Below are 18718 nucleotides of genomic sequence, written 5' to 3' on the forward strand. Positions count from 1 at the left end.
TATACCACAGTTTTTCAAAAAGTTCACTCTAAGTCAAATCTGCTCAGAACTTTTATCTCATGAGCGGTTGTCAGCCCGCCGATGATTATATTCGCGTAATAGGTGAAAAACCTCCACAGCAGTAAAGTCGCGACAGTCTGGGGACCAAATATGAAATTGAAGAACAAAACATACCCGCTTTCAGAAGCACCCATTGCTCCTGGTGTTGGAATGAGTGAAACCACAAGGAAAAGAACCAGTTGAAACATGATGGTGTCTATATATGAACAGTTTACGTGTACGGCTCTTGCCACAAAATAGGTCATAGAAACCCTTGCCATCATTTGAAATAATGTTGTCAGAAAGGCAAAAGAAAGAAGCAATAAATTGCTCATCGACCTTAGCATGCACCTGTGAAACAATTCAATCTGGTTCAACGTTTTTTCCACGGTTTGAGCCTGATTTTTTATCAGCCTGAAAAAAGCCAAAGGTTTTATAAGGGTCTTTACCAGCCATTGAACAAGGTTTCTGTTTATTGAGAAAATCAGAAGGAAAAAAAGCACTGCACCGTTCAGAGCAAATCCAAAGAAAGCAAGAAGGGCAAATTTGGTGATATTCTTAGAGAGAATACCGTGTGCAGTGTACACACCAAGTGCACCAAGGCACGTTATGACCACCTGATAAACGATGAACCTTGAAACAAGAAGTGCTGTTGCCTCTCCGTATTCAACACCACGTTTATTCATAAAGGCTATCTGTGCGGGCTGTCCACCGGTGGAAAACGGTGTGATCGCCGAAAAGAAACTTCCAATCAGAGTCGATTTGAAAAGATATGTCAGACTCACCCTGGTTTTATATGAAACGGCAAAGATCTTCACCGTGAGAGCCTCAGCAAACCAGTCACATATCAGCAAAAGACCCGCCAAGAACAGCCATTTTGCAGAAATGTTCTTCAGAGCTTTTATTGTTAAAGATATGTCTGTGAAACCGGCTATTAATATTATTATGATGATACTCAGTGCGATGATTAAAAGTGATCTGGCAAGATTTTTTTTCAATTTCTGCACCGCCTCAGCACAGACTCGTATGTCTGAGCAAGTAATTTACCAATCTCAGAAAGATCCCTTTCAAGGGCTACTTTTCTACCCTCAGATGCGATTTTTCCGGCGAAGCTTTTATCAGAAACGAGTGTTGATATGATTTTCCTAAACTGCTCATTTGAATGACCTTTCATGCAATTTACTCCGTGTTGCAACCAGCCTTCATATACTGGTATATCTCGAACTACGGTGGGACATTCACAGGAAAGCGCTTCAAGAACGACTATTCCTTCATTTTCTTCATAGGTTGGGAAGAAAAAGACATCTGCAGCCGAATAGGCACCCACCAGTTCTTCCTGAGATACAAAACCCGGAAAAATAACATTATCCGGGGGATTTTTCAAAATTCTTCTCACATCTTTTGGAAGCACAGGTGTAATTCTGGCACCGAACCAGATAAAGGTCAGATCTTTCATTTTCTGCGCAACATCTACAAAGTCGTGTATCCCCTTTCTTTTGAATGGAAAACCCACTCCAAGAACTATCGGACCCTTTATGCCAAAACGTTCTCTGAACTTTCGGGCTTTGTTTTCGTCTTTCTTGAAAAATGCCGTATCGACTCCATTTGATATGACAGTTCCCGGTACGTCTATTCCGTATTTTCTAATCACACTTTCGGTGTAATGCGTTGGAAAAATCAAGTGATCAGCCATTGCGTATTTTTTCTTGAGTGATCTTTTGGATATTCTGGCGTAAAAATTGCTTAAAATAAAGCTGTTTTTGATGTCTTCAGCGGTAGTATGCACATGCCATATCACCGGTATACCTTTTCTTTTACAGTACTGCACGACTGTTTTTGCACCTGGTCCGATGGTATTCACATGGGCTATATCGTACCGGTCTTCCCAGTCAGGTGTGTAATCCACACCTGCTCTGGTCAGAGCCTCTATTTGATGTTTGTATGCCGTGCCTATACCCGATTTGGATATAAGTTTTGTGGCTTCGGCATAAAGCAAAACTCTCATTTTGCTCGCCTCCATAAAAAAGCCTTGCAAAACTTTCTCCACAGTGATAGAATTTTATCACGTATGGGTGCGTAGCTCAGGGGGAGAGCGCTTCCCTCACGAGGAAGAGGCCGCAGGTTCGATTCCTGCCGCACCCACCACTTAGCCAACTTTGATCAGCTTCAGCCTGTCGCCATAGATTTTCTGTACTTTTTCAAAGAGCCACGGGTATTCTTTTTGCTTGAACAAAAAAGCCTCTGCGTCAGCACGTGCCTTGAACAAAAGTTCTTTATCTCTCACAAGATCAGCTACTTTCAGCTCCGGCAGTCCATGCTGTTTCAATCCAAGAAATTCACCCGGACCGCGAATCTTCATGTCATATTCGGCAACTTCGAACCCATTTCTGGTCATTGAGAAATACCTGAGCCTTTCTAAAGCATCCTCTGAGACATTTCCCACAATCAAAAAACAATATCCCTGTTTTTCACTGCGTCCCACCCTTCCACGCAACTGGTGTAGCTGTGCAAGACCAAATCTCTCTGGATTTTCTATCACCATGATCGTTGCCCTTGGAATATCTATACCAACCTCTATGACCGTTGTTGAAACCAGAATATCAAATTCTCCAAGTGCAAAACTTTCCATTACCCTGTCTTTCTCCTGCTGGCTCATTTTCCCGTGTAATAATCCCACTTTGAATTCTTTGAAAATCTGCTCAGAGAGATGTTTGTACATCTGTGTAGCTGCTTTGGCTTCGATTTTGTCAGACTCTTCAATCAACGGATATACCACAAAAGCCTGACCGCCTTCTCTGAGTTCCTTTTTGACAAAATCATAAACCTGATCGATTTTGGAAACAGATACAAGGATGGTTTTAACTTCCTTTCTTCCCGGCGGCATTTCGTCGATAATTGTCAGATCAAGATCGCCGTAGATGGTCAGAGCCAAAGTCCTTGGTATTGGAGTAGCGGTCATTATCAGTGTATCGAGGGCTCTTCCCTTGCTGACAAGGGCTTCTCTTTGTTTGACACCGAATCTGTGCTGTTCATCTATGACAACCAGACCCAAATTGGCAAAATTCACATCTTCCTGAATGAGAGTGTGAGTTCCAATGACGACAGAAGCTTCTCCGGTTGAAAGAAGGTGTTTTATTCTTTCTTTCTCTTTGCTGTTTGTCTCACCAAGCAAAAGAACTGTTTTTATTCCAAGATCCTCGAAGGCAGGAGCCATTCTCCGATAGTGCTGTATGGCGAGTATGGATGTTGGTGCCATGACAGCGGACTGAAAACCAGCCTCGAAGTTGTCGATTATTGCAAGCTGAGCGACAACGGTCTTTCCAGACCCGACATCTCCCTGCAGTAACCTGCTCATGGGTTTACTCAAAGTCATATCCTGTCTTATCTGTTGGTGAGCGAGAATCTGTGATCTAGTCAGCTTGAAAGGTAATTTACTCATAAATTTTTCTGCAATCTTACCCGGTATGTTTTTCGCAATACCTCCGATTTCCTCGAAGGTCTTTCTTGACAGTAAAAGAGCCAACTGCATCAGGAATAATTCTTCGTACGCGAGTCTTTCGATTGATTTTTTCAAATGATACATACTTTTTGGAAAGTGCATACCAAGAAGTGCCACAGGTGTGTCTATCAGTTCTCTTTTTTCCACGAGTTCAGCGGGTAATTCATTTGAAAAATGGCAGACGCACGAGATATTTTCTTTCATTATTTTTCTCAATTCTTTTTGACTGATTCCTTCGGTCAATGGGTAAATCGGCAGGATTTCAAGGACAGGTGAACCTTCCTGTAATTCGACTTCCGGGTTGATTATTTCAACTGAGCCAAACTGACCGCGCTTGACAGTGCCGGTTACATAAACCATTTTGTTCTTCATCGTTTGAAGAATTCTGTGGAGAAACTCCTGATTGAACCATTTCAGCAGCACCTGATTTACGCCGTCTGAGAGCACCGCTGCGGTTATCGTGATTGAGCTGATTTTTTTGGTCTCTACGCTGACGAGTTTACCAAGCGTAGTGACCTTTTCTTCCATCTTGATCTGGGAAAGGGGTACCACACGTCTTCGATCTTCATAGTCTCGCGGAAAGTAGAAAACCAGATCCTGGAGTGTGAAAATACCGAGTTTTTTCAAAAGTGATTCTCTCTTTGGTCCAACACCTTTTGCATACTTTATTTCGCAATCTGGTTGTTTTGCGTTCGATGGGTCTGGCTTTGAAATCAAATGCTGATGTCGAAAACGCTCTATCATTCCAAGGCAGTTTTTGAGTCTTTTGATTGCCCTTTGCTGATCTATTGTATCAACAGGTTTGATATACTCCAAAAGCTGTCTGAGTTTCTCTGAAACTTCTTTTTCCTCCAGAATGGGATCTGATATCAACTCATAACTATCCTGCACAAGCTCAATGAATTCATTTATCTGCATTTCACCGTGAATCACTTTGAGGATACTGTCTTCGACAGAATCCAAGAACTCCTCAACGAGAACCGGTCGCATTGTTTACAATGCTCTCCCTTTCAAGTGGTGCAAAACCAGAAGCCCTCATATCGACAAATTTCTGAATTGAGAAAAGTACACAAAATACTACTATGAGTATCACCATGCTCGCCACTATCAAGGAGCCTTTTTTCATCAACATTCAGCGCATTCTCCATCTTCTGCAAAATGGAAAATGTGCTGTTCTCTCCTTTCTAATTTTGAAATCACATACACCATATGGTGTATAAGCCTCCTTTTCGGAGTAAGGTGCTCATCGCCAATGTTAAGCAGGCTTGTTATGTACAGGCTACTGTCCCTACCCCGGCTAATCAACTATGGTTTATACCAAGCCACCACCTCTATAGGTGGGGGGTAGTTGACTCGAGATACCCTATATAAGGAAGATTTCTGTATTTTTCTTCGTAGTCCAGTCCGTAGCCCACAAGGAAGACATCCCCTACCTTGAATCCGACAAAGTCGATCGGTACACCGTGCTGGTATTTTTCTTTCTCTATCAGCGCTGCGATTTTCAGATCTGCCGGCTTGTACTTTCTAAGGTAAGAAAGAATGTATCTGAGTGTGTTGCCGGTGTCGACGATATCTTCCACGACAAGCACGTATTTTCCCTGCAGAGCTTCATCCACCCAGGATTTGACCCTTATTCTGCCGGTGGACTCAGTTCCCGCGTAACTTGAAACATGTACAAAAGAATAGTTCACATTCATGTTGATGTTCAAAACCAGCTCACTGAAAAAATGCACAGAACCTTTGAGAATGCAAATCGCACATATAGAATCTGTTTTTCCACGGTAATAATCTTCTATCTGACGCGCCATGTCTTTGATTTTTCTGTGAACTGTTTCTTGATCAAATAGGACTTTTAGTTGCACAGAATGCCTCCCTTCAAATGCTCAAAACGCAAACAAGTCTGCTGTGGTTTTTAATCTGTTCATCGACTTCAATGATGTTACTGCCCACATATTTTACATTTTCGCACAATTTTGTGAATTCTTCAACAGGTGCTATGTCAAACCTGATGTACCTGGTTTTGAAGTGCATCGGGATTGCCACATGAGGGTTAATTTGATCAAGAACTTTTTTTGCATCGGCCGGTCCTGTTGTGAACGTTCCGCCAACGGGCAGCATCAGTACGTCAACTGGTTTGATTTGATCAATTTGAGTCTGATTCAAAACATGTCCAAGATCACCCAGGTGTGCTATTCTGAAGTCTCCTGTGTCAAAAACAAAAACTGTGTTCTGCCCTCTTTTTGCACCGGATTCTGAATCATGAAATGTCTTGATTCCTGTGATTTTCACACCTTTGAGCTGATAAACTCCCGGGTCTTTGAAAAGTTCGAACTTTCCTTTTATCAAGTGATGTGCGTTGTGATCGAAATGCTGATGGCTTTCGGTGATTATATCCACGAGCACATTCGGTACTTTGTACCCAACCGAGCTGTCAAAAGGATCGGTGAGTATCCTGACATCGCCGGTTTCAATGAGAAAACACGCATGACCAAACCACGTGATTCTCATTTAAAACACCCCCTTGGTTTATGAACAAACAAGATTTTCTCTTGTTCGGATAACAAAATTATACCAGCAACGTGCCTTGTATTTATAGGAATAACCCGATGAGTTTAGTAGCAATCAAGAGTAACGATTGCTATACAGTTTATATGAGAAAATATTTATACAAATAAAAATACTATGGAAAGTCATTTTTAGAATATAGCAAATATTCAAAGGAACCCTTGACAAACCACTTGATCATCCATATAATCAAGTTGGAAACTCACAGGAGGTGAAACGATGAGTGAAAGAGAATATGTTGTCGGTATCGATCTGGGTACGACAAATTCAGTCATAGCCTGGATGAAGCCAGATGGTTCAATTGAGGTTATACCCAATGCCGAGGGAGGTAGGCTGACACCTTCAATAGTCGCCTTTACCAAAACGGGCGAGATAATCGTTGGAGAACCTGCCAAAAGGCAAATGATTCTCAACTCTGAGAGAACAATCAAGTCAATAAAGCGAAAGATGGGCACCGATTACAAGGTGAGAATCGACGACAAACAGTATACACCGCAGCAGATAAGCGCCTTTATCTTGCAGAAGATGAAAAAAGATGCAGAACAGTACCTGAATGGAAAGATCAAAAAAGCGGTCATCACCTGTCCTGCATACTTCAACGATGCTCAGAGACAGGCAACAAAAGAAGCAGGTCAGATTGCAGGATTCGATGTATTGAGAATCATAAACGAACCTACCGCGGCAGCACTCGCTTATGGTCTTGATAAGAAAAAGGAGCAGAAGGTCCTTGTTTATGACCTCGGTGGTGGAACATTTGATGTTTCCATACTCGAGATCGGAGAAGGCGTGATTCAGGTCGTGGCAACATCCGGAAACAACCACTTGGGTGGCGACGACTTTGACCAGAGAATCGTCGACTGGATGGCTGAGGAGTTCAAGAAACAACACGGTGTTGATCTCAGAGAAGATAGACAGGCTCTGCAGAGACTGAGAGATGCCGCAGAAAAAGCCAAGATAGAGCTTTCAAGCAAACTTGAAACCGATATAAGTCTTCCATATATCACGGCTACAGCTTCTGGACCACTGCATCTTGAAATGAGACTCACAAGATCTCTGTATGAATCGCTCGTGAAAGACCTGTTCGATATGACAAAAGGTCCTGTTGAAAAAGCACTGAACGACGCAAAATTGTCTCCAAGAGACATAGACGAAGTAATACTCGTCGGTGGTATGACTCGATCCCCGATGGTGCACAAGATCATACAGGATATCTTCGGCAAAGAACCCAACAAGAGCGTGAACCCGGATGAAGCTGTGGCAATAGGCGCAGCAATTCAGGCGGCGATTCTAGCCGGAGAGGCAAAAGAAAAAGACATAGTGCTTGTGGATGTCACACCGCTGACACTTGGTATCGAAGTCAAAGGTGGATTGATGGAACCAATCATACCCAGGAACACGACAATACCAGTGAAGAAAAGCAAGATCTTCACGACAGCAGAAGATTACCAAACAGAGGTCGAGGTCAGAGTTTATCAGGGCGAAAGAACAATGGCAAGGGACAATATATTCCTTGGAAGTTTCAGACTTGTGGATATACCACCAGCTCCAAGAGGTGTGCCACAGATAGAAGTGACATTCGACATAGATAGCGATGGAATCGTGCATGTTTCCGCAAAAGACCTTGCATCCAACAAAGAACAATCGATGGTTGTGACAGGCAGGCACAAACTCAGAGAAGAAGAAATCAGAAAGATGATGGAAGAAGCCCAGAAATACGAAGAACAGGACAGAAGAAAACGTGAAGAAATCGAACTCAAGAACAAAGCAGATGATCTTGCTTACAGCGTCAGCAAATCTTTGAAAGAGCACGCAGACAAACTGCCAGCAGATCTAAAATCAAGGCTCGAACAACTGGTCAACGATCTGAGAGATGCGATAAACAAAGATGATATTCCAAGAGTCAAGATGCTCTTTGATGAATTACAGCAGGAGAGTATGAAAATTGGTCAGTATCTGTACGAAAGTGTCAGAAAAGAACAATCAAGTTCACAATAAAAATTCTTGAAAGGAGGGGTCTTCATGTTGCTGGAAAGGCGTGAAGATTTCATGAAACCATTCAGAGAACTTCAACGTGAAATCGACAGACTCTTTGAAGACTTTTTCACTCCAATGACTCGCAGAAGTGCAACTTATTCGTACCTGCCAGACATCGACGTGTACGAAACAGATGACTCGGTAGTCGTCGAAGTTGAAGTCCCCGGAATGGATAAAAAAGATTTCCAGGTAAAGGTCGAAGATGGTATATTGAGAATCACCGGCGAGAAGAAGCTTGAGCGCGAGAAAGAAAATAGAAACTACAAAGTCGTTGAAAGATGCTATGGAAAATTTGAAAGATCGCTGTCTTTGCCCGATTACGTTGACCCGGACAAGGTAAAAGCAAAATACGAAAACGGAGTTCTGACAATTTCTCTGCCCAAGCGTGAAGAAAAGAAAGCCAAAGTAGTGGATGTGAAAATCGATTAAGAAATGGGGCGGGCAACCGCCCCATTAATTTAGGAGGTGAAACGATGCTGGATTTCAAAGACTATACAGAAAGTGCCCAGAGAGTTCTCACTTCTGTGCAGGATATTTTGAACAGATTCTCACAGAGTCAGATGTCTTCAGAACACATCTTGCTTGCCATTCTTGAAGATGGCGATAATGCCGCTGTGGATATTCTGAGAAAGATCGGTGTGAACATAGATGTTCTCAAGGATGAGACATCGTCTTTTGTGAGCAGATATGGAATGAGGACAGGTGCTGTTTCAAGTTCTGTTGGACAGATTTACATAACTCCGGATGCAAGGCATGTCCTTGAAGAAGCACGCAAAGAAGCAAGAAGAATGGGAGACGAAAAGGTGGGAACAGACCACTTACTTTTGGGCATGATACTGGCTCCAAGCTCGATGACATACAGATTGCTTTCAAGACAAGGTGTTACTCCAGATAAAGTGTACGAGGCTATCAGAGAATTGCGTACCAGCGGTAAAACCGCTGAAGACGAGAATGTCGACGTACTTTTCAAATTCACAGAAGATCTCACAAAGATGGCAAAAGAAGGTAAATTATTACCTGTTATCGGGCGGGAGAAAGAGATTTTCAGAACCATACAGATTCTGGGAAGAAAGTTCAAGAACAACCCGGTTTTGATAGGAGACCCCGGTGTTGGAAAAACAGCCATCGTGGAAGGTTTGGCTCAAAAGATCGTCGCCGGTGATGTACCGAACTTTCTCAAAAACAAGAAGATTTTAAAACTCGACATGGGAAGAATCATAGCTGGCACCAAGTTCAGAGGAGAATTCGAAGAGAGAATGAAAAAATTGATAGACGCACTCAGAAAAAACGCCGGACAGTACATACTGTTCATCGATGAACTTCACACGGTAGTGGGTGCGGGTGCGGCAGAAGGTGCTGTGGATGCGGCAAATCTTCTCAAACCGGAACTTGCTCGCGGTGAGATGCAGGTTGTTGGTGCTACAACGGTGAATGAATACAGAAAATATGTTGAAAAAGACAAAGCACTCGCTCGAAGATTTCAGCCAATTCTGGTCGGTGAGCCTTCGGTGGAGGATACCATAGAAATACTGAGGGGAATCAAAAAAGAATTCGAAAAACACCACGAAGTCACCATAACAGATGAAGCTCTAATCGCCGCAGCTCGTCTTGGTGCAAGGTATATCACAGATAGATTTTTGCCGGACAAAGCTATAGATTTGATCGATGAAGCGGCATCTGCGGTGAGACTTGAGGGCAACGGGAAGGTCGTGGATGAGAACCAGATAGCCAGAGTGGTTGAACTCTGGACCGGTATTCCAGTTTCAAGAATGCTTCAGTCAGAAAGGGAAAAACTGATGAACCTTGAACAGCTTTTGCACAAAAGAATTGTCAACCAGGACGATGCTGTTAGAGTGATCGCTCAGACGATCAGGAAGGCAAGAGCTGGCTTGAAAGATCCAAAAAGACCAAATGGTGTCTTTTTGTTCCTTGGACCGACAGGTGTTGGTAAAACGGAACTTGCCAAAGCTCTCGCCGAGGTTCTCTTTGGAAGTGAAGATGCATTGATAAGAATTGATATGAGCGAGTATACAGAAAAACACACCGTCAGCAGATTGATCGGTGCTCCTCCGGGATATGTCGGTTACGAAGAAGGTGGACAGCTCACCGAGCAGGTTAGAAGAAGACCGTACAGCGTTGTACTGCTCGATGAAATAGAAAAAGCGCATCAGGAAGTTTTCAACGTACTGCTTCAGGTCTTTGATGATGGAAGATTGACAGATGGCAAGGGAAATACTGTTGATTTCAAAAACACAGTCATAATAATGACAAGCAACATCGCAAGCGAGCACATACTTGATGCACTTGAAGAAGGAATTAATGATCTGACAGAGTTGATTGAGAATGAAATGAGAGAATATTTCAAACCAGAGTTCATAAACAGGATAGACGCGGCAATAGTTTTCAAACCGCTGACGATTGAACACATGAAACAGATAGTAGAACTTCAGCTTGAAAAGGTTGCTCAGCGCATCAAAGAGCAGAATAGAAATGTTCTGTTCACAGAACAGGCAAAAGAGTATCTTGCAAAGCGCGGTTATATTCCTGCAATGGGTGCAAGACCTTTGAAGCGTGTTATAGAAAACGAAATTGAAGCACCCATAGCAGACAAAATCATATCGCAGGAGTTCAAAGAAGGCTCAACGATGATAGTCGATGCGGACGAATATGGAATCATATTCAAAGAGGGGCAGTAATGCCCCTCATATTTTTGCAACTGATTGGCGTTCGATAAAGTGAGCTTTTAAGATGGTTTTGCTGTTTTTTCCGTCGTGTATCACTTTGTTCAACAGCAGTGTTGCCGCTATTAAACCCATCTGCTCCGGTTCCTGAGCAACACAGGTGATTGGTGGATCAAAGATCTGATTCCAGTAAGAGTCGTCAAAGCAGACAATGGATATGTCTTCTGGTACCTTCAACCTCAAATCTTTTATGGCTTTCATGACACCGAGCATCATCAGATTGTTGCTTACAATCAAAGCAGTTGGTTTTTCTTTCAGAAGGAAGAGTTTTCTTGCGGCTTGGTAAGCACCTTCCTGACTGGATCCACCATCTAAAATCCATTCTTCTTTGACCTCTATTTTGAGTTCTTTGCAAACCTTGAGAGCACCGTTCAGCCTCATCCTGCCGGTGAAAGATTTCGATCTGAGAGTTATAATGCCAAGGGTTTCGTGCCCATTTTTGTGAAGATATTCGACCAGTTCTCTGACACCTGCTTCGTTGTCTGTTATCACATAGCTTGTGTCGATGTCGGGTACGATTCTGTCAAAAAATACCAGCGGTATGTCGTTTTTTAAAACCTTTTCATAAAGAAATCTGTTTCCACCGGAATCAACAGGTGCGGCTAAGATGCCCTCAACTCTCTGGCTTATGAGTGTTTTGAGATTTTCCTCTTCATGCTGGGGATCTTCATCGGTCGAACACAAAAGCAAATGATAACCAACGGGATTGAAGACTTTTTCCATACCTCTCGCAATTTGCGCGAAAAAAGGATTTGCTATGTCTGGTATGAGTACACCGACGATTCTGGTCTTTCCTTTTTTCAAACCAGTAGCAGTCATATCCGGGGAGTAACCCATTTGCTCTGCGATTTGAAGTATTTTTTTTCGTAATTCGTCGCTTACACCGGGTTTTCCGTTCAAAGCCCTCGAAACAGTTGAAACATTGACTTTCGCAATTTTTGCGATATCTTTGATTGTAACTTTCAGACACCACACCTCTTTATGCACAAACTGTGGAATTGCTTTTACCGATTTTATTGTACAACATTTATAAAGGCAATCAATCGGCAGAAATGTCCAGTTTGTTCGATTTTCGCCGGATAAATTAGAGATTTTCCATTTTTCTCATTTTTGTCTTGATTTTCTTTGATTGACTTTTGTTATTACTTGGTTTATTCTTTATTTGAATGTACGCAAACGAATGCGTTTCCATGCACTGAAAGGGGTGTTAATATTGAAAAGAAAGGTCGGTATTCTCACCTTTTCTGATGGAAGGGAATATGTGCACAGAGAGTTGATTCAGATCAACAGAAAATTCGAAGATGATCTTGTGAAAGCTCTTGAATCAACCGGTGAAATAGAAGTCATAAGGGCAAACCAAATAGTCTACAAACCATCGATTGCAAAACAACAGGCTCTTTTCCTGAGAGATAAAGGTGCTCAGATGACGATTTTCAATTACGCAGTCTGGGCTTTTCCTCATTTCAGTGTGATCGCAAGCAAATTCGCACCCGCACCATTTTTGCTTTTTGGAAACATAAATCCAAAATACCCCGGTATGGTTGGAATGCTCGCCGCTGCCGGTGCACTTGATCAGGATGGTACTCAAACATACAGAGTCTGGGGAGATATGAAACAAGGTGAAGTTTTGAAAAAAGTTCTTGCTTTTGTGAGGGCTTCAACTGCAAAAAATACTTTGAAGGGTCAAAGATACGGTCTTTTTGGTGGAAGATCAATGGGTATGTACACAGCAGTGCCGAATGTGGACCTGTGGAACAAACTATTTGGAATAGATATAGAACATATAGACCAGCTTGAGATCATCGAAAAAAGTAAAAAAGTACCGGATCAGGATGCAAAACGTGCAAGAGAATGGCTTGAAAAAATGGTGAAAAAAATTCACTACGATGGCAAGCAACTCACACCGGAAAAACTGCAGTTGCAGATCAAAAGTTATTACGCAGTGAAAAAAATGTGCGAGGAACTCGAGCTCGATTTCACAGGTATCAAAGCACAACCGGAACTCACAGAACATTTTGTCACCATGGACCTCACAGAAGCTTTCATGAACGATCCATACGATTTCGATGGTCCAAAAGAGCCCATCGTCTGTGCCACAGAAGCAGATTCAGATGGTGCTCTGACAATGCAGATATTCAAGTTGATCTCAAATCAACCCGTTTTGTTTGCAGATGTTCGTCATTATGATGAGCAGGATGGCTTCTTTGATCTGTGTAATTCTGGAGAACATGCGACATTTTTCGCAGCGAAGTCGTATGATCCTGCTGTAAACCTTGCAAAGGTAGAACTCTACCCGGAAAGTTTCTATTTTCCGGCAGGTGGAGCCTCTATAAGGCATATTGCGGCACCTGGAGAAGTTACCTTGGGACGGCTTACTAGAAAAAACGGAGAATATGTCATGACTGTAATCAAAGGAGAATTTCTGGATTTTGGTGAACAGAAGAACGAAGAAAAAGCGAGAAATACACAGGTTGAATGGCCCCATGCTTTTGCAAAACTGAAGATATCAGCCGATGAGTTTTTAGCAAATTATGGTTCCAATCATATCCATGGGGTGTATGGAGACTATGTGGAAGAGATCAAGCATTTTTGCAGGTTAAGCGGATTAAAAATTAGTGTATGTGCGTGAATTTCTCCATCAACTATCCCTGCTGAGGAGGTGAGAGTTCTCAGATGTGAGAGTGCATTTTTGCAAATAAGATCAGGTAAAAACTGGGATATGAGCTCTAAAATGCAATATAGTTTGTTAAATGTTGATCCACAAAATCAAGGTGATTTAAGGAGGTGTCTGGTATGAAAAGGTTAATCGGTTTGGTGGTCTTATTGAGTGTCGTTATGCTTCCTGCTTTCTTGTTTGCGGCCTCAACATTGGAAGAAATAATTAAAAGAGGCAAAATAATTGTAGCCACTGACATGACAGCTGTACCCATGCAGTACAGAGACCCTTCAGGCAAACCAACAGGCTTCACAATTGAGTTAATGGAGCTTGCGGCCAAGTATATGGGCGTTGAGATTGAGTGGAATGACATGGCCTGGGAAAGTTTAATTCCTTCGTTGTTGACTAAAAAAGTTGATATGATAGCTGCAAACATGTCTATGACTCTAACTAGGCTGAAGACAATAAGGTTCTCTGATCCTTTCTTCTTAACAGGTATAAGGGTACTTGCTAGGAAAGATTCAAAGATGGTTTCATGGAAAGATATAGCTGATCCATCAGTGAAAATAGGTGCAACGATGGGATCGGTGCACGCTGATTATATTGAAAAACAACTTAAGAAGAAACCATTTTTGTATGAAAATTTGGCAGAATGGCTTAATGATCTGAAGAAAGGAAGGATAGATGCTGTTATGGATGACGAGATGCTCTGCATAGAATTGGTGAAGAACAATCCTGAGCTCAAGATTCTCGAAGGATACGTACGTCCAGACACTTATGGATTTGCTTTCAGACAAGATCCTGAATCAGATTCTCTGGTGAATTGGTTTAATTGGTTCATCAAGTGGATAAAGCTAACTGGTGAATATGGGGAAATCTATAAGAAATACACCGGTATGGAATGGAGCCCATCTCCTATAATAGACTGAAGAGTTTATTGGGGCGGACTGCACCGTCCGCCCCATTTTATGTGGAGGTGTCTTGTGTGGAACCAGTTGTTGAAATAAGTAAACTTAACAAGTACTATGGAAAAAACCATGTGCTTAAGGATATAAATTTGTTTGTTGAAAGAGGGGATGTACTAGTTATCTGTGGTCCAAGCGGTGCCGGGAAGAGTACCTTACTCAGATGTATAAACATGCTTGAACATTTTGAAAGTGGAACTATAAAGGTTTTGGGAAAAGATGTCAAAATACATTCGAATCTGATGCACATTCGTCGAAAAACTGGCATGGTTTTTCAACACTTCAATCTTTTTCCCCATTTGACAGTCCTTGATAACTTGATTATTGCACCAGTACATGTTAAAAAGATACCAAAAAAAGAAGCCATCGAAAAAGCTGAAACCCTTCTCAAGAGAGTAGGATTATTTCACAAGTTAACATCCTATCCAGATCAACTTTCTGGAGGAGAAAAACAGAGAGTGGCTATTGCAAGAGCCCTTGCAATGGATCCGGAAATTATGATGTTTGACGAGCCAACATCAGCACTAGATCCAGAAATGATAAAAGAAGTACTAGATGTCATGATAGATCTAGCTGGTGCAGGTATGACCATGATAGTAGTTACTCATGAGATGGGTTTTGCAAAGCAGGTAAGCAATAAAATAGCATTCATGGACAAGGGAGAGATTGTTGAATTCACCAGTAAGGAACTATTTTTTAGAAATCCATCTAGTGAAAGAGCCCGAGAGTTTTTGAGCAAGATACTCTAACTTTAATTCTAAAGGAAGGGAAGAAAGAATCATGACATTTAATTTCAGAATTTTGATTCAGTATTTACCTGATTTCATGGAAGCCCTCCTAGAAACTTTGAAAATAGCAGGTATCAGTTGCTTGCTTGCTTTATTAATAGGCATAGTGGCCGGTTTCTTGAGTAACATGAGAAACAAGTTTTTTAGAATTTTGCTTGCTTTTTATACAGGATTTATTAGATCAACGCCATTACTTGTACAACTCTACTTTGTACACTATGGACTCCCGGTGTTTAATATAATGCCTACGCGTTTTCAAAGTGCTGTTATAACATTTTCTCTCAATACTGGTGCATATATTTCTGAGATCATAAGGGGTGGGATACAATCAATAAACATCGGGCAATTCGAAGCTGCTTATTCACTGGGATTTTCTCAGCTTCAAACAATTAGATTGGTAATATTTCCACAGCTTTTCAAAGTAGTTCTTCCACCTCTAATTAGCCAGTTCTCTTACCTCATAAAGGATACGAGTCTAGCTGCTGTCCTGACTATACCAGAACTCACATATATGGCTAGGAAAGCTGCTGCAACTACTTACAGACCCTTTGAATCCTTTATACCACCGATGCTTATGTATTTTGTAATATACATTGTTCTTAGTTCGCTATCAAATCTCTTGAGATATCGTTTTCTTGATAAGAAGCGAGTGGAGGAATAGTATGATGCAGGATATATCTTTTATTCAACAAGTACTTCGATTAGGAAGCGCATTTGTACAAAATCTGGTTCTGATACCTTTTGTTCTTGCAATGGGAATGTTTTTTGGACTTGTAATTGCTCTTGTTAGATACTATAGAATACCAGTGCTTTCTCAGTTTTCAGTAATCTTAGTGGAAATTGTCAGAGGTTCTCCTTTTCTACTTTTGGTCTATGCTGTTTATTTTGCTTTGCCTTATTTTGGTATAGAGCTACGAAGTTTTCAAACGGCAATTTTAGTGCTCACTATAACCAGTACTGTTTACCTATCAGAAGTATTCAGAAGCGGACTTTCAGCAATTGAAAAAGGACAGTTTGAGGCGGCAGAAGCACTGGGAATGCCATTTTTCACTAAATTCTTTTTGATAATACTCCCCCAGGTTCTGCGAATAACCATGCCATCAATTGTTGGGCAGGTAGTTTTGACAATAAAAGATACATCCATTGTTTCCTTGATAGGTATGGCCGAGATAGTTAGAACTTCAAGACAAATAATGCAGATAACCCTCGATCCTTTTACAGCTTTTCTTATTGTTGCTGCATATTTTGCTTCCGTTTGTTACCCATTGATAATTCTTTCAAGAAAATTAGAGCAGAAAATGAGAGGAGGAAAAAAATATGGATTATCAAATAGGTAGTTCAAAACTTGGATATTTCAGACCAGATCCATTTTTATTCATTAGAAATTTGCGAAGGATACCTTCAGGACACAAAGTTATTGATCTTTCTATAGGTGCACCCAATCGTCCTACACCTCCTTGGGTTGTGGAAACAATGAAAAACGCATTGTATGAAACCTCATACCATACATATCCACCGCAGGATGGATCTATCGAATTAAGAAATGCTATATCCAAGTGGTATAAGAAACGTTTCAACGTTATTCTAGATCCAGAAAAGAACATTTTAATTACAGTTGGAGTCAAAGAGATAGTATTTAATGCGTTACAGGCTCTTATAAATCAGGGAGATGTTGTTTTAGTACCGGATCCAGGTTACCCGACTTATTATGATGCTTCGAATTTCTCTGGAGCAAGAATACTAACTTATGATTCTGCAGGAAACCAGAAAAAAATACTTGAGGAAATTGCACAAAAATTAGAAAAATATAGAATCAAGATAACAATCATTAATTTTCCTTCTAACCCTGTTGGAACAGTAGTTGATATGCAATTTTATAAAGAACTTTCTCTTCTCGCTGAAGACCATTCTTGTATCGTAATTAGTGATTTACCATATAGTGAAATAACGTTTGACGATTTTATAGCACCAAGCTATTTACAAGCCAATCCGGGTCTAGCAAAAACTATTGAATATTTTTCCTTTTCCAAGACCTACAACATGGCTGGTTGGAGGGTTGGTGCAGTTGTTGGTGATGAAAAAATTATAGATCTACTTAAACTTTATAAATCAAAAGTTGACTCAAATGTCTTCTATCCTATTCAGTTAGCTGCTGTCTCTGCCCTGGAAGATACACCTCAAGATTACTATGAGAATCTCAAGAAAGAGTACACACTTAGAAGAGATACAATAGTGGATTTTTTGAGAAAATCTGGAATGGAATTTTGTATGCCTCATGGTGCAATGTACGTTTGGGTACAGATACCAGAAAGAGAAAATTGCTGGTCTTTCATTGAGAAAATGTATCTGCAAGCAGGTATTTTGGGGGTTCCAGGTATTGCATATGGACCTTCTGGCATAAATCATATAAGATTAGGATTAGTCCAAGAGGTTGATGTTTTAAAAGAAGCCGGTGAACGCATTTTGAAATTATCCCAACGTTTATTTTAGAGTTTCACTGGGTTACTAATCAAGAGTAGATTTGTGGTAATGATAATTCAGTATGAAGGGAGGTTTACCATGAAAAGGCTCTCTGGTGTGACAGTTGCGGCTTTGACACCTCTTACAGATGATGGGACACAGGTTGATCACGGTGCGATAAAAGAATACGTTGATTTTCTTGTTGCAAAAGGTGTTCATGGTATCTTTGCCCTTGGTACAACCGGTGAAGGTTTACTTTTGACAGTGGAAGAAAGAAAAGAGGCACTTGAGAGTTTTGTAAAAGCGGTCGATAAAAGAGTTACACTTGTTGCTCACTGTGGTGCTCTTAGAATCGAAGAAGTAAAAGAACTGTTGAGTCATGCAAAATCATCTGGTGCAGATGGTGCTGCAATAGTTTCGCCTTTTTATTACAAATACCGTCCGGATGAGATTGTGGATTTTTTCCTGAAAGTTACGGAAGATGTCAGGGACTTTCCCATTTACCTTTACAATATCCCAGCTCTGACGGGAAACTGGATAAACTCAAAGATCGCAAGTCAGATTCATGAAAAAAATCCCGATGTTGTTGGAATCAAAGACAGTAGCGGGGATCTTTTACACGTTCTTTCGCTGATAAACGACACCTCGGAGGATTTTGATACCGTCGTTGGTTGTGACAGAGCTTTTTTGACTGTGCTTCAAATGGGTGCAAAAGGGTGTGTCTCAGGACCTGCGGCGGTGTTCCCAGAATTCTTTGTGAAACTGTACGAGCAATTCAAAAAAGCAGATATCCACGGTGCAAGAGAAACCCAGAAAAAACTCACTAAAGTTTCCCTTGCCTTAAAAGACGGGGCAAGTATTCCGGTGCTCAAAATGGCTTTGAACTGGCGCGGGTTTAAAATGGGTGGCTGCAGATCACCTTTGCAACTTTTGGATAAATCCGATCAGGAACAGTTCAAAAACACCCTCAG

General features: G+C 41.3%; 17 protein-coding genes and 1 tRNA gene. 11 read left to right on the top strand and 7 right to left on the bottom strand.

Going from position 1 to position 18718, the window contains the following annotated elements:
* Positions 1 to 23 precede the first annotated feature (23 nt).
* Together AC4E92_RS08865 and AC4E92_RS08870 are read right to left on the bottom strand one after the other, a co-directional pair.
* Positions 24 to 1037 carry a lysylphosphatidylglycerol synthase transmembrane domain-containing protein gene (locus AC4E92_RS08865; protein ID WP_490240233.1) on the bottom strand — a complete coding sequence of 338 codons (1014 nt, stop codon included), beginning with the start codon at positions 1035 to 1037 and terminating at the stop codon, positions 24 to 26.
* A complete protein-coding gene (locus tag AC4E92_RS08870; RefSeq protein ID WP_490240234.1) occupies positions 1034 to 2044 on the bottom strand; it encodes a glycosyltransferase family 4 protein in 1011 nt (336 codons plus the stop codon). The genes AC4E92_RS08865 and AC4E92_RS08870 overlap by 4 nt, the downstream gene beginning before the upstream one ends.
* Positions 2045 to 2109: 65 nt before the next feature.
* Between AC4E92_RS08870 and AC4E92_RS08875 the strand changes: the two genes are divergently transcribed.
* Positions 2110 to 2184, top strand: a tRNA-Val gene (locus AC4E92_RS08875).
* A gap of 1 nt (position 2185) precedes the next feature.
* On the opposite strand, the gene recG is transcribed toward AC4E92_RS08875, so the two are convergent.
* The 4 genes from recG to AC4E92_RS08895 all read right to left on the bottom strand — a co-directional run bounded on the left by recG (position 2186) and on the right by AC4E92_RS08895 (position 6046).
* Positions 2186 to 4528, bottom strand: a complete 2343-nt coding sequence (gene recG / locus AC4E92_RS08880; protein WP_490240235.1) for an ATP-dependent DNA helicase RecG — start codon at positions 4526 to 4528, stop codon at positions 2186 to 2188.
* Positions 4509 to 4670 carry a hypothetical protein gene (locus tag AC4E92_RS08885; RefSeq protein ID WP_490240236.1) on the bottom strand — a complete coding sequence of 54 codons (162 nt, stop codon included), beginning with the start codon at positions 4668 to 4670 and terminating at the stop codon, positions 4509 to 4511. Before AC4E92_RS08885 ends, recG begins: the two co-directional genes overlap by 20 nt.
* Positions 4671 to 4869: 199 nt before the next feature.
* Positions 4870 to 5400, bottom strand: a complete 531-nt coding sequence (gene hpt, locus AC4E92_RS08890) for a hypoxanthine phosphoribosyltransferase (protein WP_490240237.1) — start codon at positions 5398 to 5400, stop codon at positions 4870 to 4872.
* 13 nt (positions 5401 to 5413) lie between these two features.
* Entirely contained in the window at positions 5414 to 6046 is a 633-nt protein-coding gene (locus AC4E92_RS08895; protein WP_490240238.1) for an MBL fold metallo-hydrolase, read from the bottom strand.
* Positions 6047 to 6322: 276 nt separating this feature from the next.
* On the opposite strand from AC4E92_RS08895, the gene dnaK reads away from it, so the two are divergent.
* Genes dnaK through AC4E92_RS08910 form a run of 3 tightly spaced genes read left to right on the top strand, consistent with a single transcriptional unit; the run spans position 6323 to position 10833 of the window.
* A complete protein-coding gene (dnaK, locus tag AC4E92_RS08900; RefSeq protein ID WP_490240239.1) occupies positions 6323 to 8098 on the top strand; it encodes a molecular chaperone DnaK in 1776 nt (591 codons plus the stop codon).
* Positions 8099 to 8122: 24 nt separating this feature from the next.
* A complete protein-coding gene (locus AC4E92_RS08905) occupies positions 8123 to 8566 on the top strand; it encodes an Hsp20/alpha crystallin family protein (protein WP_490240240.1) in 444 nt (147 codons plus the stop codon).
* A 44-nt stretch (positions 8567 to 8610) separates the two neighbouring features.
* Positions 8611 to 10833 (top strand): ATP-dependent Clp protease ATP-binding subunit, encoded by a 2223-nt coding sequence (locus AC4E92_RS08910; RefSeq protein ID WP_490240241.1) that lies wholly within the window; start codon positions 8611 to 8613, stop codon positions 10831 to 10833.
* Positions 10834 to 10839: 6 nt separating this feature from the next.
* Here the strand turns inward: AC4E92_RS08910 and AC4E92_RS08915 are convergent, their stop codons facing one another.
* Entirely contained in the window at positions 10840 to 11853 is a 1014-nt protein-coding gene (locus AC4E92_RS08915) for a LacI family DNA-binding transcriptional regulator (RefSeq protein WP_490240242.1), read from the bottom strand.
* Between the two features lie 229 nt (positions 11854 to 12082).
* Between AC4E92_RS08915 and AC4E92_RS08920 the strand changes: the two genes are divergently transcribed.
* From AC4E92_RS08920 to AC4E92_RS08950, 7 genes are all read left to right on the top strand, one after another.
* Entirely contained in the window at positions 12083 to 13507 is a 1425-nt protein-coding gene (locus AC4E92_RS08920) for an L-fucose/L-arabinose isomerase family protein (protein ID WP_490240243.1), read from the top strand.
* Positions 13508 to 13671: 164 nt separating this feature from the next.
* The gene (locus tag AC4E92_RS08925) at positions 13672 to 14463 is read left to right on the top strand and encodes an ABC transporter substrate-binding protein (protein ID WP_490240244.1); all 792 of its coding nucleotides are present in this window, start codon (positions 13672 to 13674) and stop codon (positions 14461 to 14463) included.
* Positions 14464 to 14519: 56 nt separating this feature from the next.
* Positions 14520 to 15248 carry an amino acid ABC transporter ATP-binding protein gene (locus AC4E92_RS08930; RefSeq protein WP_490240245.1) on the top strand — a complete coding sequence of 243 codons (729 nt, stop codon included), beginning with the start codon at positions 14520 to 14522 and terminating at the stop codon, positions 15246 to 15248.
* A gap of 31 nt (positions 15249 to 15279) precedes the next feature.
* On the top strand, positions 15280 to 15948 hold the full coding sequence (locus AC4E92_RS08935) for an amino acid ABC transporter permease (protein WP_490240246.1): 669 nt from the start codon (positions 15280 to 15282) through the stop codon (positions 15946 to 15948).
* Position 15949: 1 nt separating this feature from the next.
* Positions 15950 to 16624, top strand: coding sequence for an amino acid ABC transporter permease (locus AC4E92_RS08940; protein ID WP_490240247.1), 675 nt, complete (start codon positions 15950 to 15952; stop codon positions 16622 to 16624).
* The gene (locus AC4E92_RS08945) at positions 16605 to 17777 is read left to right on the top strand and encodes a pyridoxal phosphate-dependent aminotransferase (protein ID WP_490240248.1); all 1173 of its coding nucleotides are present in this window, start codon (positions 16605 to 16607) and stop codon (positions 17775 to 17777) included. Before AC4E92_RS08940 ends, AC4E92_RS08945 begins: the two co-directional genes overlap by 20 nt.
* Before the next feature lie 69 nt (positions 17778 to 17846).
* The coding region (locus AC4E92_RS08950; RefSeq protein WP_490240249.1) for a dihydrodipicolinate synthase family protein at positions 17847 to 18718 on the top strand (872 nt) is incomplete at its 3' end.

This window comes from Pseudothermotoga sp. (genome assembly GCF_031962025.1).
Taxonomy (GTDB): Bacteria; Thermotogota; Thermotogae; order Thermotogales; family DSM-5069; genus Pseudothermotoga_B.

Excerpts from the sequence above, each read along its gene's own strand:
- AC4E92_RS08885 (WP_490240236.1), bottom strand. The coding sequence starts at position 4,670 with ATGTTGATGAAAAAAGGCTCCTTGATAGTGGCGAGCATGGTGATACTC.
- AC4E92_RS08945 (WP_490240248.1), top strand. The coding sequence starts at position 16,605 with ATGGATTATCAAATAGGTAGTTCAAAACTTGGATATTTCAGACCAGAT.
- AC4E92_RS08895 (WP_490240238.1), bottom strand. The coding sequence starts at position 6,046 with ATGAGAATCACGTGGTTTGGTCATGCGTGTTTTCTCATTGAAACCGGC.
- AC4E92_RS08925 (WP_490240244.1), top strand. The coding sequence starts at position 13,672 with ATGAAAAGGTTAATCGGTTTGGTGGTCTTATTGAGTGTCGTTATGCTT.
- dnaK (WP_490240239.1), top strand. The coding sequence starts at position 6,323 with ATGAGTGAAAGAGAATATGTTGTCGGTATCGATCTGGGTACGACAAAT.
- recG (WP_490240235.1), bottom strand. The coding sequence starts at position 4,528 with ATGCGACCGGTTCTCGTTGAGGAGTTCTTGGATTCTGTCGAAGACAGT.
- AC4E92_RS08905 (WP_490240240.1), top strand. The coding sequence starts at position 8,123 with ATGTTGCTGGAAAGGCGTGAAGATTTCATGAAACCATTCAGAGAACTT.
- AC4E92_RS08910 (WP_490240241.1), top strand. The coding sequence starts at position 8,611 with ATGCTGGATTTCAAAGACTATACAGAAAGTGCCCAGAGAGTTCTCACT.
- AC4E92_RS08935 (WP_490240246.1), top strand. The coding sequence starts at position 15,280 with ATGACATTTAATTTCAGAATTTTGATTCAGTATTTACCTGATTTCATG.
- AC4E92_RS08870 (WP_490240234.1), bottom strand. The coding sequence starts at position 2,044 with ATGAGAGTTTTGCTTTATGCCGAAGCCACAAAACTTATATCCAAATCG.
- AC4E92_RS08940 (WP_490240247.1), top strand. The coding sequence starts at position 15,950 with ATGATGCAGGATATATCTTTTATTCAACAAGTACTTCGATTAGGAAGC.